The organism is Roseomonas sp. CCTCC AB2023176 (assembly GCF_042259275.1).
Classification (GTDB): Bacteria; Pseudomonadota; Alphaproteobacteria; order Acetobacterales; family Acetobacteraceae; genus Roseomonas.
The window spans coordinates 3,129,790-3,153,818 of the sequence record NZ_CP170086.1 but is presented as its reverse complement, the minus strand read 5'-3'; the positions used below and the strand labels follow the sequence as shown (position 1 = coordinate 3,153,818).

Genomic DNA, 24,029 nt, shown 5'->3' with positions numbered 1-24,029 from the left:
AATGGCGGCCGTGGCGATCAGGCCACGGCGTGCGCCGCCACGTGTCGCCGGATGACCTCGGCCAGCGACAACTCGGTCAAGCGCGCCGACCAGCCGGGGTAGAGCGTCGAAAGGCGCTTCGGCCATCCAGCCACGAGGCGGTCCACCAGCGGGTCCGGCGCCGCCGTCACCACCGGGTTTGCCGCGCAGAAGCGCGCGACGTCGTCGCGGGCCGATGCGGCGGAGACGGTAAGGGACGGGGCGTGCAGCACCCGTCCGGGCGCCGCGTGCAGCGCGGCTCGGACCGCCAGCGCGACGGAAGACGCGACCGATCCCACGGGCAGGCGGTGGTCGAGCGGGAGAGGCGCCGTGAAGGGCTCTCCCCGCAGAGCTTGCAGGATAAGGTCCGAAACGAAGCCCGCCCCCGGCTTTCCCGACCGCTCCGTCCGGATGGTCGAGATCGGCAGGCGCAGCACCACCCCGTCCACCGCCCCGCGGCGCGTGGCGTCGAGGACGAGGCGCTCGGCTATCAGCTTCGTCGTGCCGTAGGTCGTCCGCGGATCGGGTGGCGTCGCCTCGTCGGCCGCCTCCCCTCCCCCGCCGAAAACGGAAACGCTGGACAACAGGACGAGTCGCGGCGGGCGCCCGGTCCGCTCGGCCCAGGCCTGGCAGCGACCGAGGACGGCACGCGTGCCCTCGACGTTCACGGCGTAGGCGGCGTCGGGGTCGGCCTCGCTCGCCTGGCTCGTCAGCGCGGCGCCGTGCACGACGGCGTCGGCGACCCAGTCGCGTGGCAGGGCGTCGCCAAGGCGATTCAGGCCGGCGACCACGGGGCGCCAGGGTACGCCGGGCGGCGGTTCGGCGCGGTCGAGGCCCAGGACCTCCGCCACCATCGGCTCGGCCGCCAGCGCCGCCGCGATCCGGGCGCCGAGGAAGCCGGAGGCGCCCGTGACGAGGACGCGGTGATTCACCGCGCCGCCCCCGTGGCCGACGTCACTCCGGGCGGACGTTCGCGGTGCGGATGACCTCGGCCCAGCGGCGGATATCCTCGTCCAGGAACCGGCCAAGCGTTGCGGCATCGCGTACGTGCACGGTCATGCCGGCCCGCGTCGTCGCCTCTCGCACCGGCTCCCGCGACATGGCGGCCGCGGTGAGGTCGCGCAGTCGGGCCAGGGCCGGCGCCGGCGTTGCGGCCGGGGCGAAGAGGGCGAACCAGGCATCGGCCTCGACGCCCTGGACGCCGGTCTCCGCGAGGGTCGGCAGATCGGGCAGATGCGGCGACTTGTTGGGGGAGGCGACGGCCAGCGCCCGCAGCCGGCCCGCCTGGACCTGGGACAGGACCGTCGGTGTCGTTGCGAAGGACACGTCCACATGCCCGCCCATCAGGTCGTTCATCAACGGGGCGGAGCCGCGATAGGGCACGTGCACCATCTCGAGGCCGGTCTTGGCCTTGAACAGCTCGTAGGTCAGGTGCGCGGCGGAGCCCTGTCCGGTGGAGGCGCAGGTCAGCCGGCCCGGTTGGGCACGGAGCAGGGCCAGGAACTCAGGGACGCTGTGCGCCGCGATCTCGTTCCGGACGACGAGAATGTGCTGGAGGTCGGCGAGGCTCGCGATCGGCGCGAAGTCGCGGACGGGTTGGTAGCCGCCGCCATCGGGCAACAGCGAGATGTTCGTCGCGTGGGTCTGGTTCGACCCGAACGCGATTTGCGTGCCGTCAGCCGGACCCCGCGCCACGCGGAGGGTGCCGATGGCAGCGCCGCCGCCCGCGACGTTCTCGATGACCACGGGCGTGCCGAGGTCTTTCGTCATCTCCGCCGCGACCATGCGGGCCAGTGCGTCCGACGGACCGCCGGCGGGATACGGGACGACCATCGTGATCGGCCGCCCCGGCGACCAAGGGGCCTGGGCCGGAGTCTGGGCATGAGCGGCCGCCGGCAGCAGGGCCGCCGCGGCCAGGGTCTGGCGCCGGTTGATCACGTCGTTCGCTCCCGTCCCGATGGGCCCCGACGGATGGCACGGATCACCAGGGCGGGCCAGACTGGCGGGGTAGGGGGCCAGGGGCTGCGGCCCCGAGCGGTGGGAAGGGATCAACGCGGGATGGGCTTCTTCGACGGCTTCGCGCTGGCAACGCGGGAGGCGAACGGCCAGACGCTGCGCCTCCGCCGCGGCGGCGAGGGCCCGCCCTTGCTGCTGCTGCACGGCAACCCGCAGACGCACGCGATGTGGCATGCGGTCGCGCCGGCGCTGGCGCAGCGCTTCACCGTCGTGTGCCCCGACCTGCGGGGTTACGGCTTCTCGTCGAAGCCGGCGGTCTCGACGGGCGCCGCGGGCTACGCGAAGCGCGAATTAGCAGCCGACATGGCCGCGCTGATGGAGGGGCTGGGCTTCCCGCGCTTCGGAGTCGTCTCGCACGACCGGGGCGCGCGGGTGGCGCATCGGCTGGCGCTGGATTTCCCGGATCGGGTCGAACGGCTCTGCGTCATGGATATCGTGCCGACAGCCGTCCACTTCGAGCGCACCGACATGGCCTTCGCGCTGGGTTATTGGCACTGGTTCTTCCTCGCCCAGCCGCACCCGCTGCCCGAGCGGATGATTCGCCGCGACGTCGAGGACTGGTTCCGTCTGCAGACCTCACGCGAGCCGAAGGATGACGGCTTCTTCCACCCGGAGGCGCGGGCCGACTATGTCGCGGCGCTGCACCAGCCCGGAACGGTGGAGGCGATCTGCGAGGACTACCGCGCCGCGACGGGGCTGGACCTGGAGCATGACAGAGCGTCGCGCGCGACGGGGCAGCGGGTCGCGTGCCCGCTCTTGGTGCTCTGGGGCGCCAAGGGAAGGATCGGCACCTGGTACGAGCCGCTGAAAGTCTGGCGCGACTACGCGGACGGGCCGATCACCGGCCACGCCGTAAACAGCGGGCACTACCTGGCGGAAGAAGCGCCGGAGGAGGTTGTCGCGGCGCTGAGCGGGTTCCTTTGACGCGGAGGGCGTAACGATGCGCGAGGACGCGCGGGGCCTGCCGATCTCGACGGAGTCGGACGCGGCGGTGGCGCGGTACCGGGAGGGGGTGGACCTGCTGCTCTCCGCCTGGACCGGCACGGGGGATGCGCTGGAGGCGGCCTGCGCGGCAGATCCGGACTTCGCGCTGGCCCATGCTGCGCGCGCACGGGCCCATGCGGGGGCCGGCGAGGTGGCCGCCGCGAAGGCGCGGATCGCGATCGCGTCCGACCTCGTCGCGCGCCGCGGGAAGGAGCGCGAGAGGAGCCACGTTGCCGTCGTCGCCGCGGCGATCGAGGGGCGGTCGGCCGGGGCGCTCCCCGCGGCGCTCGACCATCTGGAGCGCTGGCCGCGGGACGCGGTGATCATGTCCCTGCCGCTCGGGGCTTTCGGCCTCTTCGCGTTCTCCGGCATGGCGGATCATGACCGGGCGCGGGTCGAGCTCTGCGAACGGCACGCCGCCGCCTACGGCGAGGACTGGTGGTTCCTGACGTATCGCGGCTGGTCGCATGCCGAGAACGGTGACCCCGTGCGCGGCCAGGGCTATGCGGAACGGGCCCTGGTCCTGCGGCGCGCCAACGCGAACGTCGCGCATGTCCTGGCCCACGCGATGTTCGAGCGCGGCGCCCTGCGCGAGGCCGACACCTTCATCGAGGACTGGCTGCCAGGCTACGACCGAGCGGGACCGTTGCACGGGCACCTGTCCTGGCACCAAGCCCTCGGCGCGTTGGAGGAGGGGGACACCGCTCGGGCCATCGCGATCTACGAGGCGCGAGTCCGCCCTGGGCGTTCGGCCGCGGCGCCGGTCGTTGCGATGAGCGACGGTCCGTCGTTCCTCTGGCGCCTCGACGCCTACGGGCACGGTGCGTCGCGAAAGATGTGGGAGGAGGTTGCGGAGGCGGCTGCCCGGCTGTTCCCCGGCGTCGGGCCGTCCTTCATCGACGTGCATCTCGCTCTCGTCGCGGCGGCGGCCGGGGATGCGGACGGGGTGCTGCGCCGCGTCGAGGCATTGGATTCCCTGCTGGCCACGGGGGCGCTGCCGGCAGGGCGGGTCGTGCCGGCCGTCTGCCGGGCGGTGCGGGCCTTCGCGGAGGCGGATTACCCGGGCTGCGTGGGTGAACTGGAGCCGGTCATGGCCGATGTCGTGCGTCTCGGCGGCAGCGGCGCGCAGCGGCGGATGATCGAGGACATGCTGCTCATCGCGCTGATGCGGGCCGGCGATACGACGCGGGCGCGGGCGCTGGTCGACCGGCGGCTCCACCGGCGTCCCTCGCCCTGGGATGCGGCGCGGCGGGCGGAGCTGGCGTAGCGGACGAGCCGAATCGCACCCCTTGCGCGGCCCCTGGCACCTGCTCGACGGCAGTTCGATTGCTCAGCCACGGATGCCGGCGCGTCAGACCGTGAACTGCTCCGCGATGATCCGCTCCGACAGCCCATGGTCCGGGTCGAAGAGCATCGTCAGGTTCAGTTTACGGTCCTCGCAGATGTCCACGCGTCTGACGTCGCGGATTTCCGTGTAGTCGGCGACCGCGGCGACCGGGCGCTTCGGCGCTTCCAGGATCTCGAAGGTCACGCGCGCGCTCGAGGGTAGCAGCGCGCCGCGCCAGCGCCGCGGGCGGAAGGCGGAAATCGGTGTCATCGGCAGCAAGTCCGCGCCGATCGGCACGATCGGGCCATGGGCCGAAAGATTGTAGGCCGTGCTGCCGGCTGGGGTCGCGACGAGGATGCCGTCGCAGATCAGTTCAGGCAGGCGTTCCTTGTCGTCCACGAGGATACGGATTTTCGCAGCCTGGCGGGTCTCCCGCAGAAGGGAGACCTCGTTGATGGCGGGGGCCGAGTGGACCTCCCCGTCCGGCGTGGTCGCGCGCATGCGCAGCGGGTGGACCGTGGTGGCGAGGGCGGCGCGCAGGCGCTCGACCAGATCGTCCTCGCGGTAGACGTTCATGAGGAAGCCGACAGAGCCGCGGTTCATGCCGTAGACCGGCATGTCGCGGCCGAGTTGCCGGTGCTGGATCTCCAGCATGGTGCCGTCGCCGCCAAGGGCCACGATTACCGCCGCGTCCTCGAGCGGCGCGTCGCCGTAGCGGGATGTCAGGCGGGCGCGTGCGATCGCGGCTTCATCCGTGGAGGCGGCATGGAAGGCGATGCGGCCGGCGAGATCGTGCGGCAGGTCGCGGCCGTCATCGGCGCCGAACAAGGCAGCGGTCACGCCAGACGCCGATGGTCCAGGACGGGCATGTCGCGCCGGACGCGGGCCGTCACTTCCTGGTCGAGCCGCGCCGTGCACCAGCCCGTGCCGTCCGAGGCCTTGGCGACGACGTGGCCCCAGGGGTCGCAGATGAGGGAGTGGCCGTAGGTCTGGCGCTCGCCCTTCGGCTCGCTGTGGCGGCCCCAGGTGGCGGGGGCGGCGAACCAGCACTGCGTCTCTATGGCGCGGGCGCGGATCAGGACCTCCCAGTGGTCCTTGCCGGTCTGCAGCGTAAAGGCGGAGGGGAGCATGATGAGTTCGGCGCCTTCCCGACGCAGGCGCAGAAAGAGTTCGGGGAAGCGCACGTCGTAGCAGACGGCGAGGCCGACGGTGGTACCGGAGACCTCGAAGGTCACGACGCGGTCGCCGGCGCCGTAGGTCGAGGATTCGCGGTAGCCCATGCCGTCCGGCGCGACGATATCGAAGAGGTGGATCTTCCTGTACCGCGCGGCCTCTCGTCCATCCGGGGTGAAGACGACCGTGGTGTTGTAGAGGCGGTCGCCCTCGCGCTCCGCGATGCTGCCGCCATGGACCGTGATCCCGTGGGCGCGGGCGAGGTCGCGGAGGGCCTCGTAGGCCTCGCCGCCATGGGCATTGGAGCGCTCCTCCGGCAGCAGTTCGGCAGCCTCGAACTTCGTCGCACGGTCGCCGCCGAGGCAGGACCACATCTCGGGGAAGGCGATGAGGTCCGGGCGGTCCGCTTCGATCGCCGCGGTGGCGAGGCGCCGGAGCTGCGCGATGTTGGCGGCCTTGTCGGCGCCGGGATTCATCTGGACGGCGGTGACGCGCATGGGCGGGCTGGAGGTCCCCGTGTTCGCAGGCATCAAGCGCCGGGGCGGGCATGGCCGCAAGGGTGGGGCCGGGCACGTCACGGAGACCTCGCCCGGCGCAGGGATTGACGGTCCCTCCCCCGCCCGCCACGCATCCGGGGGCCGGAGGGGACGATGATGACGGCGACGCGGCGAGCGGTTCTCGGAGTAGCGACGCTGGCGGTGCCGGCGGTCGCGGGGGCCCAGGCGGGCTGGCCAAACCGGCCGATCCGGCTGGTGGTCGCATTCGCGGCCGGCGGCGCGGCAGATTCGGTGGCACGCGTGATCGCGCCGGTGCTGGGCCAGAAGCTCGGGCAGACCGTGGTGGTCGAGAACCGGACGGGAGGCAGCGGCTCCGCAGGGGGGGCGCTCGTCGCCCAGGCGGCCGGGGACGGGTACACGCTACTCTGGGATGCGTCCTCGCATATCGTGAACCCGTCGCTGCTGCGGGGGCTGGCCTTTGACTACGCGACGGCCTTCCGCCCCGTTTCGCTCGTCGCGACCTTCCCGCAGGTCCTGGCGGTCAAGAACGACCTTCCGGTTCGCGACGTCGCAGGATTCATCGCGGCGGCGAAGGCGCGCCCGGGCGCGCTGACGGTAGGGACGCAGGGCAACGCAACGGCGGGGCACCTGGGACTGGCACAGTTCCAGCGCCTGGCGGGGATCGAGGTCACCCATGCGCCCTACCGCGGTGGTGCGGATGCGGCGCGCGACTTGGCAGCAGGGGTTCTGGACGGGGTGTTCATCACTGCGCTCTCGGCCGGGCCGATCGCGGATTCGGGGCGGGCCCGCATGCTGGCGGCGGCGACGGAGGGGCGGATCGCGCGGCGGCCAGAGGTGCCGACCTTCGCCGAGGCGGGTGTGCCGGGGCTCACGATCTCCGAATGGACCGCGCTCTTTGGGCCGGCGGCGCTGCCGGTGGAGATCGCGGAGCGGCTCCATGCTGGCATCACGGCGACGCTGGCTGATCCGGAGGTCCGGGCCCGGCTGGATCAGATCGTAGCGCTGCCGGTGGGGTCTTCGCCGGCAGAGTTCGCGACCTTCGTCCGGGACGGGCGGACGGCGATGGCGACGCTGGTACGAGAGGCGAACGTCAGGGCCGAGTAGGGCGGGACGGACCGCGGCGGCCGCGGGTCCCGGGGCGCCCTACCGCCTGCCGTTCGATTTGAGCGCGAGGACGAGGACGACGGCCAGGACCAGGATCGTCGCCATCAGGAAGAGGAAGGAGATCGTGAGGGCCAGGAGCCTCGTCACGAGCCAGAGGATGAAGAGGACAACGACGAGGCCGAGGGCGGTGCGCATCGCGCCGTCCTACCCGATCCGACGCCGCAGGTCCGGCCGAAGACCGAGGACCGGGGCGGCCAGTTCGGCCGGCCAAGGCGCGCCGCGCGGGGGAATGGTGAGGCTGGCCTCGCCCGCATCGAGCAGCAGCAGGAAGAACTGCTCGGCCGCCAGGTCGTAGCCGAGGAACAGGCCATTGCGGGCGCAGTCGCCTCCGTCGCAGGTCCAGCCATAGACGAAGCGCGCATCGCGGACGGTCAGGCCAGGGGCCATTGCGTGAAGATGGCGGTACACGATGGACTGGCGGCCGCGGACGACGGAGCGGAAGCCGATTGCGAGGTCGGGGTGAAAGGCCAAAGCCCGGACCGGCTGGCCGGCGAGGTCCAGTGGCGAGGGTTCCGCGCGCACGGGTGTCGCCAGCAGGAGCGCGAAAAGCAGAAGGGCGAGTGGTCGCCCACCCGCCCTTCGGATCGTGTCGTGACGGCGGACCGTCACGCCTCGGCCGTCTCTTCCTCCACGGCCTCTGGCCTCGGGCCGCTGTCGAGGCCCTTAGCCGCGGGGTCGCGCTCGACCAGCTCGATCACCGCCATCTGCGCGGCGTCGCCGTAACGGATGCCGGCGCGGAGGACGCGGGTGTAGCCGCCGTTGCGGGCCGAGTAGCGAGGGGCCAGCGTGTCGAACAGCTTGCGCACCACAGCCTCATCGCGGATCTGGGCCGCGGCCTGACGGCGGGCGTGCAGGTCACCGCGCTTGCCGAGGGTGATGATCCGCTCGACGTAGGGCCGCAGCTCCTTCGCCTTCGGAAGGGTGGTGCGGATCTGCTCATGCTTGAGCAGCGACGTCGCCATGTTCCGGAACATGGAGACGCGGTGGGCGGAGGTGACGTTGAGCTTCCGCCCGGAGATGCCGTGACGCATGTGTCTCTACCTTGTCCGGACGGCCCTCAGAAGGGCTCGTCCACCTTCCGCGCGAGATCCTCAATGTTCTCCGGCGGCCAGCCCGACACGTTCATGCCGAGCGCGAGGCCCATGGAGGAGAGGACTTCCTTGATCTCGTTCAGCGACTTGCGGCCGAAGTTCGGCGTGCGGAGCATCTCCTGCTCCGTCTTCTGCACGAGGTCGCCGATGTAGACGATATTGTCGTTCTTCAGGCAGTTCGCCGAACGGACCGACAGTTCCAGCTCGTCCACCTTCCGCAGCAGGTTGCGGTTGAAGGGCAGGTCGTCCTGGATCTCGGCGGCGCGCTGCTCACGCGGCTCGTCGAAGTTAATGAAGAGCTGCAGCTGATCCTGCAGGATGCGGGCGGCGAGGGCCACCGCGTCCTCCGGCGTGACCGTGCCGTCCGTCTCGACCTGCATCACCAGCTTGTCGTAGTCCGTCCGCTGGCCGACCCGGGTCGGCTCCACCCGGTAGGCCACGCGGCGGACCGGGGAGTAGATGGCGTCCACCGGGATGAGGCCGATGGGCGCATCCTCCGGCCGGTTCTCGGCGGCGGGGACGTAGCCCTTGCCGGTCTGGACAGTCAGTTCCGCCGAGATCCGCGCCCCGTCGTCGAGCGTGCAGATGACAAGATCGGGATTCGAGATCTCGATGTCGCCCGTCGTCTGGATCTGGCCGGCGGTGACCTCGCCCGGGCCAGTCGCGGTGAGGGTGAGGCGCTTCTGCCCCTCGCCCTGCATGCGGATGGCCAGGCGCTTGATGTTCAGGACGATGTCCGTGACATCCTCACGGACGCCCGGCAACGCCGAGAACTCGTGCAGCGCGCCGTCGAGGCGGATGGCCGTGACGGCCGCACCCTGGAGGGAGGACAGCAGGATGCGGCGCAACGCGTTGCCCAGCGTCTGCCCGAAGCCGCGCTCGAGCGGCTCCGCGACGACCGTGGCCTGGCGCGCGGGGTCGTTACCGCCCTCGACGTCCAGGCGCTCGGGCTTAATGAGGGAACGCCAGTTGCGATCCATCACGTGGGGGGTACTCCTGTGAAGGACGGAACCGATCAGACGCGGCGGCGCTTGCGGGGGCGGCAGCCGTTGTGCGGGATCGGGGTCACGTCCTTGATGGCGGTGACGTAGAAGCCGACGGCCTGGAGGGCACGGAGGGCGGATTCACGGCCCGAGCCGGGGCCGGAAACCATGATCTCGATGGTCTCCATGCCGTGCTCGCGTGCCTTGCGGCCCGCATCTTCCGCGGCGACCTGGGCGGCGTAAGGCGTGGACTTGCGGGAGCCCTTGAAGCCCTGGCTACCGGCCGAGGACCACGCGATGGCGTTGCCCTGGGCGTCGGCGATCGTGACGATGGTGTTGTTGAAGGAGGCGAGGACGTGCGCCACGCCGGAAGAGATGTTCTTCCGCTCCTTGCGGCGCGGACGCTGACCGGCGGTCGGCTGACGGGCCATTACTTCGTCACCTTCTTCTTGCCGGCGATCGCGACCGCCTTGCCCTTGCGGGTACGGGCGTTCGTGTGGGTGCGCTGGCCGCGCACCGGCAGGCCTCGGCGGTGGCGAAGGCCGCGGTAGCAGGCCATGTCCATCAGCCGCTTGATGTTCATCGCGACTTCACGACGCAGGTCGCCCTCGACCCGGTATTCGGCGTCGAGAACGTTGCGGAGCCGCAGGATCTCATCGTCCGTGAGCTGGTTGACGCGACGCTCCTCGGGGATGCCGACCTTCGCGCAGATCTCGACCGCGTTCTTCGGGCCGATGCCATAGATGTAGCGGAGCGAGATGTGCACCCGCTTGTTGTCGGGGATGTTCACGCCGGCGATACGCGCCACGTTCGGTCTCCTGGAGCCGAAGGCTCCGCTAGGGGCCGGCGGCCCTTGTGGATCAAGGTGGCCGGCGAGGTGATCCCTGTCGCCTGGGCGGGCGGCAGAAAGACGTCGGTGCAAGCAGGAACACGACAGGGTTTTGGCCCTGCCGCGGGAGGGGCGGAATTAACGATCCGGGACGGTCGCGTCAACCCTGGAATCGGCCCCGGCGAGGATGCGCTGGAGGGCGGCGGATACCGCGTCCATGTCGGCCATGCCGTCCACCTGCTGCAGCTTTCCCTGGCCGGCGTAGTAGGGCAGCAACGGGGCCGTCTGGCGGTTGTAGGCATCCAGCCGGGCGGAGACGGTTTCGGCCTTGTCGTCGGCGCGTCGTATGAATTCCGTGCTGCCGCAGACGTCGCAGGTCCCGGCCTGGGAGGTCGGCTTGAACCGATCATGGTACCCCGTGCCGCACTTGGCGCAGGTGAACCGGCCGGCGATCCGCTCGACCAGGGCGGCGTCGTCCACCTTCAGCTCGATCACGTGGTCGAGCCTGAGGCCGCGTTCCCGCAGCATGACGTCGAGAGCCTCGGCCTGCGGGACCGTGCGGGGGAACCCGTCGAGGATGAAGCCCTTGGCGCAGTCGGGCTTCGTCACGCGCATCGCGAGCATGGCGGTGATGATCGCGTCGGGTACGAGGCCACCCGATTCCATGATCGCCTTGGCCTCACGCCCGATATCGCTGCCCGACTTGACCTCGGCGCGGAGCATGTCGCCGGTCGAGATCTGGGCGATCCCGTACCGGTCCTCCAAACGCTTGGCCTGGGTCCCCTTCCCCGCCCCCGGCGGGCCCAGCAGGATCAGGTTCAATCTCGTTCCCCCCGTTCGACGATCAGCGACGCCTGACGACGGCGCCGCGCTGCGGCATGGGCGCAGGCCCGGGGCCGCGGCCCGGCACGCGAGCCTTCTTGATCAGGCCCTCGTACTGATGCGCGAACAGATGAGACTGGACCTGAGCCACCGTGTCCATCGTGACGGAGACGATGATCAGCAGGGAGGTGCCGCCGAAGTAGAACGGGACGCCATAGGAGCTGATCAGGATCTCCGGGATGAGGCAGATGACGCAGAGGTAGACGGCGCCCACGAGCGTGAGGCGAGTCAGGACCCGGTCGAAGTATTCGGCCGTCGCAGCACCGGGGCGGATGCCCGGCACGAAGCCGCCGTACTTCTTCAGGTTGTCCGCCGTCTCCTGCGGGTTGAAGACCACGGCCGTGTAGAAGAAAGCGAAGAAAATGATCAGGGCGACGTAGAGCGCCATGTAGAGCGGCTGGCCATGCGCCAGGAGCTGCGCGATGCGCGTGAGCCAGGTCTCCTCCTGCCCCGCCGCGAAGCCCGAGAAGGTCGCGGGCAGCAGGAGCAGGGACGAGGCGAAGATCGGGGGAATGACGCCGGCCGTGTTGATCTTCAGCGGCAGGTGGGTCGAGTCGCCCCCGAACATGCGGTTGCCGACCTGGCGCTTCGGGTACTGGACGGGGATGCGGCGCTGCGCCCGCTCGATGAACACGACGGCGGCAATGATACCGACTGCCGCGAGCAGGAAGAAGATGATGAAGAACGTGGACAGCGCGCCGGTCCGGCCGAGCTCCAGCGTCGCCACCAGCGCGTGCGGCAGGTTGGCCACGATCCCCGCGAAGATGATGAGCGAGATGCCGTTGCCCACGCCCCGGGCGGTGATCTGCTCACCGAGCCACATGAGGAACATCGTGCCGCCAACGAGTGTGGTCACGCAGGAGATGCGGAAGAACCAGCCGGGATCCGGCACGGCCGCCCCGAAGGAGCCACGCATGCCCTCGAGCCCCACGGTGATGCCATAGGCCTGGAAGAAGGCGATCAGCACCGTCAGGTAGCGGGTGTGCTGGTTCAGCTTCTTCCGACCGGACTCGCCTTCCTTCTTAAGCGCCTCCCAGGACGGAATGGCCGCCGTCATCAGCTGCACGATGATCGAGGCGGAGATGTAGGGCATGATGTTCAGGGCGAAGACGGTCATCCGCCCCAGGGCGCCGCCCGTGAACATGTCGAACATGCCGAGGATGCCGCCGCCGTGCTGCTGCAGGATCTCGGCCATGACGGCCGTATCCACGCCGGGCACGGGCACGTAGGTGCCGATGCGGTAGACGATCAAGGCGCCCAGCGTGAACCAGATCCGCTTCTTCAGTTCGGTGGCGCGCGACAGGACGCCGAGGTTCAGGTTGGCCGCGAGCTGCTCGGCGGCGGAAGCCATGGGTCTTCGTCCCTTAGAAAACTGAAGCCGGGCACGGCTGCGGCGCCGGGCGGGTAGCCACGGCGCCGCAGAACACTTGTTCAGTCAGTCCGTCGAAGGCAAGGGCGGCGTTCAAGCCGCCGGTGCCTCCTCCGTAGCGGCCTGCTTCACCGTGACGGTGCCGCCGGCGGCCTGGACGGCCGCGATGGCCGCGGCCGAAGCCCCGGTAACGGATACGGTGATGGCGCGGGTGATCTCGCCCTTGGCCAGCAGGCGGACGCCCGCCAGCTTGCCGACGCGGACCAGGCCGGCTCCCTCGAGCGCGGCCTCATCCAGCGTCGTGTCGGCGGCGAGCTTGCCGTCGGCCAGCGCCTTCTCGATCGCGCCGAGATTCACCACCGCGTACTCCTTCCGGAACGGGTTCTTGAACCCGCGCTTCGGGAGGCGCCGGTAGAGGGGGAGCTGCCCGCCCTCGAACCCGTTCAGCGAGACGCCGGTCCGGGCCTTCTGGCCCTTCACGCCGCGTCCGCCTGTCTTGCCCTTGCCGGAGCCGATGCCCCGGCCGATGCGCTTGAACTTGGGCCGGGCGCCCTCGTTGTCGCGCAGTTCATTCAGCTTCATGTGGTTTCTCCGGGGTGAGCCTTACCGGCTCAACCCTCGACCTTCACGAGATGCGCGACCTTGCGGATCATCCCGCGAACCGCGGGGGTATCCTCCAGCTCGCGCGAGCGGTGCATCTTGTTCAGGCCAAGCCCGATCAGCGTCTCCTTCTGACCGGGCTTGCGCCCGATCGGAGAGCCGACCTGCGTGACCTTCACGGTCGCCTTGGTGGCCTCAGACATTCGGAGCCTCCGTCACGGTCTCGGCCGTGTTGGCGGCTTCGGCCTTCGGCTGCGGCAGAAGGTCGGACACCTTCTTACCGCGGCGGGCGGCAACGGCCCGCGGGCTCGTCGAGCGCGCGAGGCCGGCGAAGGTCGCCTTGACCATGTTGTGCGGGTTCGTGGTGCCCGTGCACTTCGCGACGACGTCGTTCATGCCGAGTACTTCGAAGACGGCGCGCATCGGGCCGCCAGCGATGATGCCGGTACCGGCCGGCGCGGCGCGGAGGATGACCCGCCCCGCCCCGAACTCGCCGATGACGTCGTGGTGCAGCGTGCGGCCCTCGCGCATGGGCACGCGGATCATGCCGCGCTTGGCACGCTCCGTCGCCTTGCGGATCGCCTCGGGCACCTCGCGAGCCTTGCCGGCGCCCCAGCCGACGCGGCCCTTCTCATCGCCCACGACCACCAGGGCGGCGAAGGAGAAGCGACGGCCACCCTTCACCACCTTGGCCACGCGGTTGATGGTGACGAGCTTGTCCTTGAACTCGTCGCCGCCTTCCCGGTCGTTACGGTTATCACGGTTCTCGTCACGCCGACGGCCTCGGCGACGATCACCCTCGCCGCCCTCGCCGCCGGAACGCGGGGCGCCGCCGGGACCAGACCGGGGCCCGCCCGAACGCGGTGCGTATGCCATGCCTACACGCTCCTCAGAACGACAGCCCGCCCTCGCGGGCGCCGTCCGCCAGGGCCTTGACCCGGCCATGGTAGAGATAGGGACCGCGGTCGAAGACCACGGCCGAGACGCCAGCCGCCACCGCCCGCTCTGCGATGCGCTTGCCGACGGCGGCCGCCGCATCCTTCGTCGCGCCGGTGCTGTCGCGCGCATCCTTCTCCAGGCTCGACGCCGAGGCGAGCGTGCGGCCCGCCGCGTCGTCGATTACCTGGGCGTAGATGTGCCGGCCCGAACGGAAGACGGATAGGCGAATGCGCCCACCGCCCTTCACCTTGATCTGGTAGCGCGTCCGCTCGCGGCGGCGCTGCTGCAGGTCGAGTTTCGTTGCCATTACTTCTTCTTACCCTCCTTCCGGAGGATCTGCTCGCCCTCGTACTTGACGCCCTTGCCCTTGTAGGGCTCGGGGCCACGGAAGGCGCGGATCTCCGCGGCGACCTGGCCAACGCGCTGCTTGTCCGCACCCTCCACGCGGATCGCCGTCGGGCGCTCCGTCGTGATCTTGATCCCCTCGGGAATCGGGTAGCGGATCTCATGGCTGTAGCCGAGGTTGAGGACGAGGTCCTTCCCCTGCACCGCCGCGCGGTAGCCCGTGCCGTTGATCTCCATGGACCGGGTAAACCCGGTGGAGACGCCGGTGAGCATGCCATCGATGAGGGACCGCGTGGTGCCCCACATCGTCCGGGCCGCACGGTCGTCACCGCGGGGGGCCACCGCCACCTCGCCGTTCTCGACCGTGACGTCCACCTTGTCCGTCAGGGCCAGGCGCAACTCGCCGAGCTTGCCCTTGGCCACGACGGTGCGGTCCTGCAGCGTCACCGTGACGCCGCTCGGCACCTTCACCGGGTACTTGCCGACGCGAGACATCGTTCGTTCCCCGTCAGAACACGCGGCAGAGGACCTCGCCGCCGACATTGGCGACGCGGGCCTCGGCGTCACTCATGACGCCGCGCGGGGTGGAAAGGATGGAGACGCCGAGCCCGTTGTAGAACTTCGGCAACTCCTTGATCTTGGAATACACGCGGCGGCCCGGCTTGGAGACGCGGGTGATCTCCTTGATCGCCGGCTCGCCCTCCGAGTACTTCAGCTCGATATCGAGCATCCGCACGCCAGGGCGCACCTCCTCGGCCCGGAAGCCGCGGATATAGCCCTCGCGCTTCAGCACCTCGAGCACGTCGGAGCGCAGGCGCGAGGCCGGGGAGACCACGCGCGACTGACGCGCGCGCTGGCCGTTGCGGATGCGGGTGAGCATGTCACCCAGCGGATCGGTCAGGCTCATGTCTGCCCTCCCCTCACCAAGACGCCTTCGTCAACCCGGGAATCTGTCCCGAGGAGGCGAGTTCGCGCAGCATGTTCCGGCTCAGCTGGAACTTGCGGTAATTGCCGCGGGGACGGCCGGTGAGCGCGCAGCGGAGGCGCACGCGGTTCTTGGCGCCGTTGCGCGGCAGCTGGGCGAGCCTGATCGTCGCCTCGAAGCGGTCCTCGACCGGGAGTTCCCGGTTCATGATGACCTTCTTCAGGGCGGCACGCTTCGGAGCGTGCGTCTTCGCGAGTCTGGCGCGCCGGTTGTTCTTCTCGACCGACGAAGTCTTGGCCATGGGCCTGTTATCCTCCGGAACCTGCCGATCCGCGATCGGCCGTTTTCCAAACGGGGTTGGTCAGTTGACGAAGGGCAGCTGGAAGCCGCGCAGAAGGGCCTTCGCTTCCTTGTCCGTCTTCGCCGTGGTGACGAATACGATGTCCATGCCGCGGACCGCGTCCACCTTGTCGTAGGCGATCTCGGGGAAGATGATCTGCTCCTTCAGGCCCATGGCGTAGTTGCCACGGCCGTCGAAGCCCTTGCCCGAAACGCCGCGGAAGTCACGCACGCGGGGCAGCGCGATCGTCACCAGGCGGTCGAGGAACTCGTACATCCGGGCGCGGCGCAGCGTCACCTTTGTGCCGATGGCCTGGCCCTCGCGGATCTTGAAGCCCGCGATCGCCTTCTTCGCCTTCGTCTTAACCGGCTTCTGACCGGCAATGGCCGTCAGCTCCGCGACCGCCGCGTCCAGCTTCTTGCTGTCGCCCGCCGCCTCGCCGACGCCCATGTTAATGACGATCTTCTCGAGCTTCGGCACTTCCATCGAGTTCTTGTAGCCGAACTCGTCCATCAGCGCCTTGCGCACCTGCTCCAGGTAGACCTGCTGCAGACGCGGGAGCTCCTTCGTGGTCTCGCTCATGCGATCACCTCGCCGGACGCCTTCGCGAACCGGACCTTCCTGTCCCCCTCCATCCGGAAGCCGACACGCGTCGGCTTGTCGGACTTCGGATCGATCAGCGCCAAGTTGGAGAGGTGGATCGGCGCCTCCTTCTCCTGGATGCCACCGGGCTGATTCAGCCCCTGCGGCTTACTGTGGCGCTTCACCATGTTGACGCCCTGAACCACCGCCCGGTTCTCGGTCGGCGAGACGGAGAGCACCTCACCGCGCTTGCCCTTGTCCTTGCCGGCAAGGACCTGGACGCGGTCGCCCTTCTTGACCTTCGCCGCCATCACAGAACCTCCGGCGCGAGAGAGATGATCTTCATATACTTCTTCGCGCGAAGCTCCCGGACAACCGGGCCAAAGATGCGGGTGCCGATCGGTTCGTTCTGCTTGTTGATCAGCACGGCGGCGTTGCCGTCGAAGCGGATCGCGGTCCCGTCATTCCGGCGCACCGGATAGGCGGTGCGGACGATGACGGCGCGATGCACCTCGCCCTTCTTCACCTTTGCGCGCGGAATCGCGTCCTGGATAGCGACGACGATGACGTCGCCGACCGAGGCCGTCTTCCGCTTGGACCCACCGAGCACCTTGATGCACTGGACCCGGCGCGCACCGGAATTGTCGGCCACGTCGAGGTTGGATTCGACCTGGATCATGCTGCTGCACTCCCGGACGCCACGACCTCGGCCTCAAGGTCCGCCAGGGACCGGTAGGCCACGGGCACGTCGACCGTCTCGCCGTTGCGGGCGGTCACGATCCAGGACTTGCGCTTGGAGATCGGACGGCACTCCTCGATGGAGACCGTGTCGCCTGTCTTGCACAAGTTCGTATCGTCGTGCGCCGCATACTTCTTAGAGCGGCGGATGAACTTCTTGTAGAGCGGATGCATCACGCGACGCTCGACCAAGACGGTAACCGTCTTGTCCATCTTGTCGCTGACGACCCGCCCGCTGAGGACGCGCTTCGGCATGGCCGGGGTTTCCTCTCGGGTTACGGGTTCTTGGGCTGCCGGGCGCGCTCGCCCAGCACGGTCTTCACGCGGGCGATGTCACGGCGCACCGCACGGATGCGCCCCACAGCCTCGAGCTGACCGGTCGCGCGCTGGAAGCGCAGGTTGAACTGCTCCTTGCGGAGATCCAGCAGCATCGTCTTCAGTTCGTCGGCGGACTTCGTCCGCACATCCGCGATCTTCGTCATCGCGCTACGCCTCCACGCCGCCCAGGCGGGCGACGACCTTCGTCTTGATCGGCAGCTTCGCCGCACCGAGGCTCAGCGCCTCGCGCGCCGTCTCCTGCGAGACGCCGTCGATCTCGAACATGATACGACCCGGCTTGATCCGGGTGACCCAATACTCCGGCGCGCCCTTGCCTGAGCCCATGCGGACTTCGGCCGGCTTCGTGGAGACCGGGACGTCGGGGAACACGCGGATCCAGACACGGCCCTGGCGCTTCATGGCGCGGGTAATCGCGCGGCGAGCCGCCTCGATCTGCCGGGCGGTCACCCGCTCCGGCTCCAGCGCCTTGAGGCCGAAACCGCCGAAGGCCAGCGTGAAGCCGCCCTTCGCGTTGCCGTGGATGCGGCCCTTATGTGCCTTGCGGAACTTGGTCCGCTTCGGGGAGAGCATGTGCCTCTACCTCAGCCCAACTCAATCAACGCTGCGGGGCCTGTTCGGCCGCCCGCTTGTCCTGCGCCATGGGATCGTGGCCCAGGACCTCGCCCTTGAAGATCCAGACTTTGACGCCGCAGGTGCCATAGTTGGTCTTCGCCGTAGCCGTGCCGAAATCGATGTCGGCGCGGAGCGTATGCAGGGGCACGCGGCCCTCGCGGTACCACTCCATCCGCGCGATCTCAGCGCCGCCGAGCCGGCCGCCGCAGTTGATACGGATGCCGCCCGCGCCGAGGCGCATCGCGGACTGGACGGCGCGCTTCATCGCACGACGGAATGCCACGCGACGCTCGAGCTGCTGCGCGATGCTCTCGGCCACGAGGACGGCGTCGAGCTCCGGCTTGCGGATCTCAACGATATTCAGCGCGACTTCGGCACCGGCCATCTTCGCCAGATCCTTGCGCAGCACCTCGATGTCAGCGCCCTTCTTGCCGATGACAACACCGGGGCGGGCAGCATGGATCGTGACACGCGGCTTCTTCGCCGGCCGCTCGATCACCACGCGCGCCACGCCCGCACCCTTCAGGCGCTCACGCAACGTCGTACGCAGCTTCAGGTCGTCGTGCAGCAGGTTCGCGTAGTCCGCGTCGCCGGCATACCAACGGCTGTCCCACGTGCGATTAATGCCGACCCGGAGGCCGATCGGATTGACCTTGTGACCCATCAGGCAGTCTCCTCGGCCACCGGCGTCGCAGGAGCAACTTCGCGCTCCGCCACGACGATCTTCAGGTGGCTGAACCACTTCTCCACACGCGACGCCTTGCCGCGGCCACGCGCCTGGAACCGCTTCATGACGATCGAGCGGCCGACCTCAGCGCGCGACACGACCAGCTTATCCACGTCGAGCTGGTGGTTGTTCTCGGCATTGGCGATCGCAGATTCCAGCGTCTTCTTCACCGTCACCGCGATGCGGCGCTTGCTGAAGGTCAGGGTCGCAATCGCGTCCTGCGCCTTCCGGCCCCGGATGAGGCCAGCCACAAGGTTCAGCTTGCGCGGCGAGACGCGGATATTCCGCGTGACCGCCTGCGCCTCGGTGTCCGGAAGACTCCGCTCGTGCTTGGGCTTGCTCATCCCCGCTTCGCCTTCTTGTCGGATGAGTGGCCCGTGAAGGTCCGCGTCGGCGAGAACTCGCCGAACTTGTGCCCGACCATGTTCTCGGTGACCTGCACCGGAATGAACTTCTTGCCGTTGTAGACGCCGAAGGTCAGTCCGACGAACTGCGGCAGGATGGTGCTCCGGCGAGACCAGATCCGAATGATCTCGTTCCGCGTGGAGTTCCGTGCCGCCTCGGCCTTGTTGAGCAGGTAGCCGTCAACGAACGGCCCCTTCCATACGCTGCGCGCCATCGCGATCAGCCCTTCTTCGCGGTGCGGCGGCGGATGATCATCCGGTCCGTCCGCTTGTTGACGCGGGTCTTGTAGCCCTTCGTCGGCTTGCCCCAGGGCGTCACGGGGTGACGGCCACCAGACGTCCGGCCCTCACCGCCACCATGCGGGTGATCGACCGGGTTCATGACGACGCCGCGGTTATGCGGACGACGGCCCATCCAGCGCATGCGACCAGCCTTGCCGATCTGCTGGTTCTGGTTGTCCGGGTTGGACACGGCCCCGATCGTTGCCATGCACTCGGCACGGACGATGCGAACCTCGCCTGACATCAGCTTGACCTGCGCGTAGCCCGCATCCTTGCCAACGAGCTGGCAATAGGTGCCGGCCGCCCGCGCCATCTTGCCACCGGCGCCAGGCTTCATCTCGATGTTGTGGACGATGGTCCCAACTGGGATGGCGCCCAGCGGCATCGCATTGCCCGGCTTGATGTCGGCGCGCTCGTCCGCGATCACCACGTCGCCCGCCTTCAGCCGCTGCGGCGCGATGATGTAGGACAGCTCGCCGTCCCGGTACTTCACGAGCGCGATCCACGCCGTGCGGTTCGGGTCGTACTCCAGCCGCTCGACCGTCGCCGGCACGCCCATCTTGGCGCGGCGCTTGAAGTCCACGTACCGGTAGGCCTGCTTGTGTCCGCCGCCCCGGAACCGCACGGTGGTGCGTCCATGGTTGTTGCGACCACCCGAGGAGTGCTTGCCCTCGGTCAGCTTCTTGACCGGCGCGCCCTTCCACAGCTCGGACCGGTCAACAAGGACCGTGGCGCGGAGGCTCGGGGTGACCGGGTTGAACGACTTAAGTGCCATGGCTTACGCGAGCCCCGTCGTCAGATCGATGCTCTGGCCATGCGCCAGTGTCACGATCGCCTTCTTCCAATCGGACCGCTGGCCGGGACGGCCGCGGAACCGCTTCGCCTTGCCCTTTACGACGAGCGTGTTGACGGCAGTCACGGTCACGCCGAACAGCTGCTCGATCGCGGCCTTGATCTCCGGCTTCGTCGCGTCCAACGCCACCTTGAAGGTGACCTGGCCCGTCTCGTTGAGGATCGTTGCCTTCTCGGTGATCACCGGGGCGACGACAACCTGATACAGACGCTCCTTCGACAGGACCGACTTCTGCGTCTTCGTGGTCTGCGTCTCGCTCACGAGAGCCGCTCCTTCAGCGCCTCGACGCCAGCGCGCGTCACCGCGAGCACGTCGTGGTTCAGGATATCGTACACGTTGGCACCGATGGTCGGCATGACCTGGAACTTCGGCACGTTGCGTGCGGCGCGAACCATGCCCTCGTCCGGCTCGGCGTCGAAGACGAGGGCGGAGGACCAGCCGAGCGCCTTCACCTTGGCGACGAGCGCCTTGGTCTTCGGTTCATCGCCCATGCTCGCCGTGTCGAGCACGAAGAGCTTGCCCTCCGCCGCTTTCTGGCTCAGCGCGGAGATCAGGCCAAGGCGGCGCACCTTCTTCGGCAGCGAGTATTCGTGGCTGCGCACCACCGGGCCGTGGACAATGCCGCCGGTCCGGAACTGCGGAGCACGGAGCGACCCCTGACGGGCGTTACCCGTGCCCTTCTGGCGATACGGCTTCTTCGTCGTGCCGGAGACCTCACCCATGCCCTTCACCTTGTGCGTGCCGGCACGGCGCTTCGCGAGCTGCCAGTGCACGACGCGCGCCATGATGTCCGCGCGCGGCTCGGCGCCGAAGACCTCAGCCGGAAGCTCGATCTCGCCGGCCTCGGCGTTGTCGAGCGTGATGACCTTTACCTGCATCGTCTCGTCCTCAGGCCGTCGCCGCGGGGAACGGCGCATCGGCGTGGCGCGCGCGCTTGATCGCGTCGCGCACCATGACCCAGGTCCCGGCGGAACCGGGGACCGCGCCCTTCACCATGAGCAAGCCACGCTCGGCATCGACGCCGGCGACCTCAAGGTTCTGGGTCGTCACGCGCTCCTGGCCCAGGTGCCCGGCCATCTTCTTGTTCTTGAACGTCTTGCCCGGATCCTGCCGGTTACCCGTCGAGCCGTGCGAGCGGTGGGAGATCGATACGCCGTGCGACGCCTCGAGACCCGAGAAGTTCCAGCGCTTCATCGCGCCGGCAAAGCCCTTGCCCTTCGTGACACCCGTCACGTCGATCTTCTGGCCCTTCACGAAGTGAGCGGGCGAGAGCGACGTACCGGCATCCACCACCGCATCGGCGGCCACGCGGAACTCCACGACCTTCGCCGGAGCCTCGACGCCCGCCTTCGCGAAATGCGCGCGGTTGGCCTTCGACACGTTCTTCGTCTTCGCCGTGCCGGCGCCGACCTGCAGGGCGACGTACCCATCCTTGTCCTGCGTCCGCACGGCGACAACGCGGACCTTGTCCACCTGCAGCAACGTCACGGGCACGGTTGAGCCGTCCTCGTTGAACAGCCGGGACATGCCCAGCTTGCGGGCGACCAGGCCCGTGCGGCCTTCCTTGGCGGCCATGATACCGTGCCCCTCGAACTCAGATCTTGATCTCGACGTCCACGCCGGAGGCCAGGTCGAGCTTCATCAGCGCGTCCACGGTCTGCGGGGTGGGGTCGACGATGTCCAGAAGGCGGCGATGCGTCCGAATCTCGAACTGCTCGCGCGACTTCTTGTCCACGTGCGGCGAGCGATTCACCGTGAACCGCTCGATATGCGTGGGCAGCGGGATGGGCCCGCGCACCCGCGCACCGGTCCGCTTCGCAGTCTGCACGATCTCCCGCGTACTGCCATCCAGCACGCGGTGATCGAACGCCTTGAGGCGGATCCGGATATTCTGCGCGTCGGCCATCTTACTTCTCGATGCTCGCGACGACGCCGGCGCCGACCGTGCGGCCGCCCTCGCGGATGGCGAAGCGCAGGCCCTCGTCCATGGCGATCGGGGCGATCAGCTCGACCTCCATCGTCACGTTGTCCCCCGGCATCACCATCTCCACGCCCTCCGGCAGCTTCACCACCCCCGTCACGTCGGTGGTCCGGAAGTAGAACTGCGGCCGGTAGTTCGTGAAGAACGGCGTGTGACGCCCGCCCTCCTCCTTCGTCAGCACGTACGCCTCGGCCTTGAACTTCGCGTGCGGCTTGATCGAGCCAGGCGCCGCAAGAACCTGCCCGCGCTCCACCTCCTCACGCTTCGTCCCGCGCAGCAGCGCCCCGATGTTGTCGCCCGCCTCGCCCTGGTCCAGCAGCTTCCTGAACATCTCGACGCCCGTCACCGTCGTCTTCACCGTGTCCTTCAGCCCGACGATCTCGATCTCCTCGCCGACCTTCACCACGCCGCGCTCCACGCGCCCTGTCACCACCGTCCCGCGCCCGGAGATCGAAAACACATCCTCGATCGGCATCAGGAACGGTCGGTCCTTCGGACGCTCCGGCTGCGGAATGTAGGCGTCCACCGCCTCCATCAGCTTCAGGATCGCCTGCTCGCCGATCTCAGGCGACTTGTCCTCCAGCGCCATCAGCGCCGAACCATGGATGATCGGGATCTCGTCGCCCGGGAACTGATACGACGAGAGGAGCTCGCGCACCTCCATCTCCACCAGCTCCAGCAGGTCAGGGTCCGCCATGTCCACCTTGTTCAGGAACACCACCAGCGCCGGCACGCCCACCTGCCGCGCCAGCAGGATGTGCTCCCGCGTCTGCGGCATCGGACCGTCCGCCGCCGACACCACGAGGATCGCCCCGTCCATCTGCGCCGCACCCGTGATCATGTTCTTCACGTAGTCGGCGTGCCCAGGGCAGTCCACGTGCGCGTAGTGACGGTTGTCCGTCTCGTACTCCACGTGCGCCGTCGAGATCGTGATCCCCCGCGCACGCTCCTCCGGCGCCTTGTCAATCTGGTCGTACGCCGTGAACGTCGCACCACCCTTCTTCGCCAGCACCTTCGTGATCGCCGCCGTCAACGACGTCTTGCCGTGATCGACATGCCCGATCGTGCCGATGTTGCAGTGCGGCTTGTTCCGCTCGAACTTCGCCTTGGCCATGGCCTATGCGCCCCGAATCTTCTGTCTGTTACCAGCGGTAGTGGGAGAAGGCCTTGTTGGCCTCTGCCATCCGGTGGGTGTCCTCACGCTTCTTGACGGCCGATCCGCGGTTGTTGGCCGCGTCCATCAGCTCCGCCGAGAGGCGATCCTCCATCGTGTGCTCGCCGCGCTTCCGCGCAGACTCGATCAGCCACCGGATGGCCAGTGCCTGGCGCCGCTCCGGCCGCACCTCGACGGGCACCTGGTAGGTGGCACCACCTACGCGGCGTGACCGAACCTCGACCGCCGGCTTCACGTTCTCCATGGCTTCGTGGAACATGCGAAGCGGGTCGGCATTCTGGCCGCCGCGACGCTTCAGCGTATCCATGGCACCATAGACGATCGTTTCGGCCGTGCTCTTCTTCCCATCGTACATCAGCACGTTCATGAAACGGCTCAGGACGACATCGCCGAACTTGGGGTCCGGCAGGACTTCGCGCTTCTCGGCGCGGTGACGACGCGACATCTCTCAGCCCCTCACTTCGGCCGCTTCGAGCCGTAAAGCGAACGACGCTTGCGCCGCTTCGGCAGCCCCTGAGTATCCAGGACGCCGCGCAGGATGTGATAGCGCACGCCCGGCAGGTCCTTCACGCGGCCGCCGCGGATGAGCACCACGGAGTGCTCCTGCAGGTTGTGACCCTCGCCCGGGATGTAGGACACGACCTCGAAACCGTTCGTCAGACGCACCTTGGCGACCTTACGAAGCGCCGAGTTCGGCTTCTTCGGCGTTGTCGTGTACACGCGCGTGCACACGCCACGCTTCTGCGGGCAGCTCTGCAGAGCCGGGACCTTGTTGCGGGTCGGCTTCGGCTCGCGCCCCTGCGCGATGAGCTGGTTGATCGTCGGCATGACGCC

39 protein-coding genes are annotated in these 24,029 nt (G+C 68.8%); 3 read left to right on the top strand and 36 right to left on the bottom strand.

The features are described 5' to 3' along the window. Positions 1 to 17: 17 nt before the first annotated feature. The gene (locus ACE7GA_RS15775) at positions 18 to 950 is read right to left on the bottom strand and encodes an NAD-dependent epimerase/dehydratase family protein (RefSeq protein ID WP_376088253.1); all 933 of its coding nucleotides are present in this window, start codon (positions 948 to 950) and stop codon (positions 18 to 20) included. A 22-nt stretch (positions 951 to 972) separates the two neighbouring features. Continuing rightward, positions 973 to 1,956 (bottom strand): Bug family tripartite tricarboxylate transporter substrate binding protein, encoded by a 984-nt coding sequence (locus ACE7GA_RS15770; RefSeq protein WP_376088250.1) that lies wholly within the window; start codon positions 1,954 to 1,956, stop codon positions 973 to 975. Positions 1,957 to 2,076: 120 nt separating this feature from the next. Here ACE7GA_RS15770 and ACE7GA_RS15765 point away from each other — a divergent pair, with 120 nt between their 5' ends. Both ACE7GA_RS15765 and ACE7GA_RS15760 read left to right on the top strand, forming a co-directional pair. Then, a complete protein-coding gene (locus ACE7GA_RS15765; RefSeq protein WP_376088247.1) occupies positions 2,077 to 2,958 on the top strand; it encodes an alpha/beta fold hydrolase in 882 nt (293 codons plus the stop codon). A 16-nt stretch (positions 2,959 to 2,974) separates the two neighbouring features. Continuing rightward, the gene (locus ACE7GA_RS15760) at positions 2,975 to 4,285 is read left to right on the top strand and encodes a tetratricopeptide repeat protein (protein ID WP_376088244.1); all 1,311 of its coding nucleotides are present in this window, start codon (positions 2,975 to 2,977) and stop codon (positions 4,283 to 4,285) included. A gap of 84 nt (positions 4,286 to 4,369) precedes the next feature. On the opposite strand, the gene ACE7GA_RS15755 is transcribed toward ACE7GA_RS15760, so the two are convergent. Together ACE7GA_RS15755 and ACE7GA_RS15750 are read right to left on the bottom strand one after the other, a co-directional pair. Then, on the bottom strand, positions 4,370 to 5,185 hold the full coding sequence (locus tag ACE7GA_RS15755) for an NAD kinase (protein WP_376088241.1): 816 nt from the start codon (positions 5,183 to 5,185) through the stop codon (positions 4,370 to 4,372). After that, positions 5,182 to 6,015 (bottom strand): carbon-nitrogen hydrolase family protein, encoded by an 834-nt coding sequence (locus tag ACE7GA_RS15750; RefSeq protein ID WP_376088238.1) that lies wholly within the window; start codon positions 6,013 to 6,015, stop codon positions 5,182 to 5,184. Before ACE7GA_RS15750 ends, ACE7GA_RS15755 begins: the two co-directional genes overlap by 4 nt. Positions 6,016 to 6,168: 153 nt before the next feature. Here ACE7GA_RS15750 and ACE7GA_RS15745 point away from each other — a divergent pair, with 153 nt between their 5' ends. Beyond that, positions 6,169 to 7,140 carry a Bug family tripartite tricarboxylate transporter substrate binding protein gene (locus tag ACE7GA_RS15745; protein ID WP_376088235.1) on the top strand — a complete coding sequence of 324 codons (972 nt, stop codon included), beginning with the start codon at positions 6,169 to 6,171 and terminating at the stop codon, positions 7,138 to 7,140. 39 nt (positions 7,141 to 7,179) lie between these two features. Here the strand turns inward: ACE7GA_RS15745 and ACE7GA_RS15740 are convergent, their stop codons facing one another. The 32 genes from ACE7GA_RS15740 to rpsL form a co-directional block, all read right to left on the bottom strand. Further along, positions 7,180 to 7,335: a hypothetical protein gene (locus ACE7GA_RS15740; protein WP_376088232.1), complete on the bottom strand. Its 156-nt coding sequence runs from the start codon at positions 7,333 to 7,335 to the stop codon at positions 7,180 to 7,182. 9 nt (positions 7,336 to 7,344) lie between these two features. Further along, positions 7,345 to 7,809 (bottom strand): hypothetical protein, encoded by a 465-nt coding sequence (locus ACE7GA_RS15735; protein ID WP_376088229.1) that lies wholly within the window; start codon positions 7,807 to 7,809, stop codon positions 7,345 to 7,347. Beyond that, positions 7,806 to 8,231, bottom strand: coding sequence for a 50S ribosomal protein L17 (gene rplQ / locus ACE7GA_RS15730; protein ID WP_376088226.1), 426 nt, complete (start codon positions 8,229 to 8,231; stop codon positions 7,806 to 7,808). The genes ACE7GA_RS15735 and rplQ overlap by 4 nt, the downstream gene beginning before the upstream one ends. A gap of 26 nt (positions 8,232 to 8,257) precedes the next feature. Next, positions 8,258 to 9,271, bottom strand: coding sequence for a DNA-directed RNA polymerase subunit alpha (locus tag ACE7GA_RS15725; protein ID WP_376088223.1), 1,014 nt, complete (start codon positions 9,269 to 9,271; stop codon positions 8,258 to 8,260). 35 nt (positions 9,272 to 9,306) lie between these two features. Then, entirely contained in the window at positions 9,307 to 9,705 is a 399-nt protein-coding gene (rpsK, locus tag ACE7GA_RS15720; RefSeq protein ID WP_376088220.1) for a 30S ribosomal protein S11, read from the bottom strand. After that, a complete protein-coding gene (gene rpsM / locus ACE7GA_RS15715; protein WP_376088217.1) occupies positions 9,705 to 10,082 on the bottom strand; it encodes a 30S ribosomal protein S13 in 378 nt (125 codons plus the stop codon). Before rpsM ends, rpsK begins: the two co-directional genes overlap by 1 nt. A gap of 159 nt (positions 10,083 to 10,241) precedes the next feature. Further along, the gene (locus ACE7GA_RS15710; protein ID WP_376088214.1) at positions 10,242 to 10,925 is read right to left on the bottom strand and encodes an adenylate kinase; all 684 of its coding nucleotides are present in this window, start codon (positions 10,923 to 10,925) and stop codon (positions 10,242 to 10,244) included. A 22-nt stretch (positions 10,926 to 10,947) separates the two neighbouring features. After that, complete coding sequence (secY, locus tag ACE7GA_RS15705; protein ID WP_376088211.1) at positions 10,948 to 12,336, bottom strand: preprotein translocase subunit SecY; 1,389 nt, start codon at positions 12,334 to 12,336, stop codon at positions 10,948 to 10,950. 111 nt (positions 12,337 to 12,447) lie between these two features. After that, positions 12,448 to 12,936 carry a 50S ribosomal protein L15 gene (rplO, locus tag ACE7GA_RS15700; protein ID WP_376088208.1) on the bottom strand — a complete coding sequence of 163 codons (489 nt, stop codon included), beginning with the start codon at positions 12,934 to 12,936 and terminating at the stop codon, positions 12,448 to 12,450. Positions 12,937 to 12,965: 29 nt separating this feature from the next. Then, a complete protein-coding gene (rpmD, locus tag ACE7GA_RS15695; RefSeq protein ID WP_376088205.1) occupies positions 12,966 to 13,157 on the bottom strand; it encodes a 50S ribosomal protein L30 in 192 nt (63 codons plus the stop codon). Further along, a complete protein-coding gene (gene rpsE / locus ACE7GA_RS15690) occupies positions 13,150 to 13,830 on the bottom strand; it encodes a 30S ribosomal protein S5 (protein ID WP_376088202.1) in 681 nt (226 codons plus the stop codon). Before rpsE ends, rpmD begins: the two co-directional genes overlap by 8 nt. 13 nt (positions 13,831 to 13,843) lie before the next feature. Continuing rightward, on the bottom strand, positions 13,844 to 14,200 hold the full coding sequence (gene rplR / locus ACE7GA_RS15685) for a 50S ribosomal protein L18 (RefSeq protein WP_376088199.1): 357 nt from the start codon (positions 14,198 to 14,200) through the stop codon (positions 13,844 to 13,846). After that, entirely contained in the window at positions 14,200 to 14,733 is a 534-nt protein-coding gene (gene rplF / locus ACE7GA_RS15680; RefSeq protein WP_376088196.1) for a 50S ribosomal protein L6, read from the bottom strand. The genes rplR and rplF overlap by 1 nt, the downstream gene beginning before the upstream one ends. Positions 14,734 to 14,746: 13 nt before the next feature. After that, positions 14,747 to 15,145, bottom strand: a complete 399-nt coding sequence (gene rpsH / locus ACE7GA_RS15675; RefSeq protein WP_376088193.1) for a 30S ribosomal protein S8 — start codon at positions 15,143 to 15,145, stop codon at positions 14,747 to 14,749. A gap of 13 nt (positions 15,146 to 15,158) precedes the next feature. After that, the gene (gene rpsN, locus ACE7GA_RS15670; protein WP_376088190.1) at positions 15,159 to 15,464 is read right to left on the bottom strand and encodes a 30S ribosomal protein S14; all 306 of its coding nucleotides are present in this window, start codon (positions 15,462 to 15,464) and stop codon (positions 15,159 to 15,161) included. Between the two features lie 60 nt (positions 15,465 to 15,524). Beyond that, entirely contained in the window at positions 15,525 to 16,085 is a 561-nt protein-coding gene (rplE, locus tag ACE7GA_RS15665; RefSeq protein WP_376088187.1) for a 50S ribosomal protein L5, read from the bottom strand. After that, on the bottom strand, positions 16,082 to 16,396 hold the full coding sequence (gene rplX, locus ACE7GA_RS15660; protein ID WP_376088184.1) for a 50S ribosomal protein L24: 315 nt from the start codon (positions 16,394 to 16,396) through the stop codon (positions 16,082 to 16,084). Before rplX ends, rplE begins: the two co-directional genes overlap by 4 nt. Beyond that, positions 16,396 to 16,764 carry a 50S ribosomal protein L14 gene (rplN, locus tag ACE7GA_RS15655; RefSeq protein WP_376088181.1) on the bottom strand — a complete coding sequence of 123 codons (369 nt, stop codon included), beginning with the start codon at positions 16,762 to 16,764 and terminating at the stop codon, positions 16,396 to 16,398. The genes rplX and rplN overlap by 1 nt, the downstream gene beginning before the upstream one ends. Further along, positions 16,761 to 17,078: a 30S ribosomal protein S17 gene (gene rpsQ, locus ACE7GA_RS15650; RefSeq protein WP_376088178.1), complete on the bottom strand. Its 318-nt coding sequence runs from the start codon at positions 17,076 to 17,078 to the stop codon at positions 16,761 to 16,763. Before rpsQ ends, rplN begins: the two co-directional genes overlap by 4 nt. A 20-nt stretch (positions 17,079 to 17,098) precedes the next feature. After that, entirely contained in the window at positions 17,099 to 17,305 is a 207-nt protein-coding gene (gene rpmC / locus ACE7GA_RS15645; RefSeq protein ID WP_376088175.1) for a 50S ribosomal protein L29, read from the bottom strand. Between the two features lie 4 nt (positions 17,306 to 17,309). Then, positions 17,310 to 17,732, bottom strand: coding sequence for a 50S ribosomal protein L16 (gene rplP, locus ACE7GA_RS15640; protein ID WP_376088172.1), 423 nt, complete (start codon positions 17,730 to 17,732; stop codon positions 17,310 to 17,312). A gap of 25 nt (positions 17,733 to 17,757) precedes the next feature. Then, a complete protein-coding gene (gene rpsC / locus ACE7GA_RS15635) occupies positions 17,758 to 18,438 on the bottom strand; it encodes a 30S ribosomal protein S3 (protein ID WP_376088169.1) in 681 nt (226 codons plus the stop codon). Beyond that, positions 18,438 to 18,845 (bottom strand): 50S ribosomal protein L22, encoded by a 408-nt coding sequence (gene rplV, locus ACE7GA_RS15630; RefSeq protein WP_376088166.1) that lies wholly within the window; start codon positions 18,843 to 18,845, stop codon positions 18,438 to 18,440. Before rplV ends, rpsC begins: the two co-directional genes overlap by 1 nt. Next, entirely contained in the window at positions 18,842 to 19,120 is a 279-nt protein-coding gene (gene rpsS, locus ACE7GA_RS15625) for a 30S ribosomal protein S19 (RefSeq protein WP_376088164.1), read from the bottom strand. Before rpsS ends, rplV begins: the two co-directional genes overlap by 4 nt. Positions 19,121 to 19,125: 5 nt before the next feature. Further along, entirely contained in the window at positions 19,126 to 19,962 is an 837-nt protein-coding gene (gene rplB, locus ACE7GA_RS15620; protein ID WP_376088162.1) for a 50S ribosomal protein L2, read from the bottom strand. A 3-nt stretch (positions 19,963 to 19,965) separates the two neighbouring features. Then, positions 19,966 to 20,301: a 50S ribosomal protein L23 gene (locus tag ACE7GA_RS15615; RefSeq protein ID WP_376088159.1), complete on the bottom strand. Its 336-nt coding sequence runs from the start codon at positions 20,299 to 20,301 to the stop codon at positions 19,966 to 19,968. Next, a complete protein-coding gene (gene rplD, locus ACE7GA_RS15610; protein ID WP_376088156.1) occupies positions 20,298 to 20,918 on the bottom strand; it encodes a 50S ribosomal protein L4 in 621 nt (206 codons plus the stop codon). Before rplD ends, ACE7GA_RS15615 begins: the two co-directional genes overlap by 4 nt. Before the next feature lie 10 nt (positions 20,919 to 20,928). Next, on the bottom strand, positions 20,929 to 21,615 hold the full coding sequence (rplC, locus tag ACE7GA_RS15605) for a 50S ribosomal protein L3 (RefSeq protein ID WP_376088153.1): 687 nt from the start codon (positions 21,613 to 21,615) through the stop codon (positions 20,929 to 20,931). 19 nt (positions 21,616 to 21,634) lie between these two features. Next, positions 21,635 to 21,946, bottom strand: a complete 312-nt coding sequence (rpsJ, locus tag ACE7GA_RS15600) for a 30S ribosomal protein S10 (RefSeq protein WP_376088150.1) — start codon at positions 21,944 to 21,946, stop codon at positions 21,635 to 21,637. Between the two features lies 1 nt (position 21,947). After that, positions 21,948 to 23,135: an elongation factor Tu gene (gene tuf, locus ACE7GA_RS15595; RefSeq protein WP_376088147.1), complete on the bottom strand. Its 1,188-nt coding sequence runs from the start codon at positions 23,133 to 23,135 to the stop codon at positions 21,948 to 21,950. A 28-nt stretch (positions 23,136 to 23,163) separates the two neighbouring features. Then, positions 23,164 to 23,640 carry a 30S ribosomal protein S7 gene (gene rpsG, locus ACE7GA_RS15590; RefSeq protein ID WP_376088144.1) on the bottom strand — a complete coding sequence of 159 codons (477 nt, stop codon included), beginning with the start codon at positions 23,638 to 23,640 and terminating at the stop codon, positions 23,164 to 23,166. Between the two features lie 11 nt (positions 23,641 to 23,651). After that, positions 23,652 to 24,023 carry a 30S ribosomal protein S12 gene (gene rpsL / locus ACE7GA_RS15585; protein WP_376088141.1) on the bottom strand — a complete coding sequence of 124 codons (372 nt, stop codon included), beginning with the start codon at positions 24,021 to 24,023 and terminating at the stop codon, positions 23,652 to 23,654. Between the last annotated feature and the right edge of the window lie 6 nt (positions 24,024 to 24,029).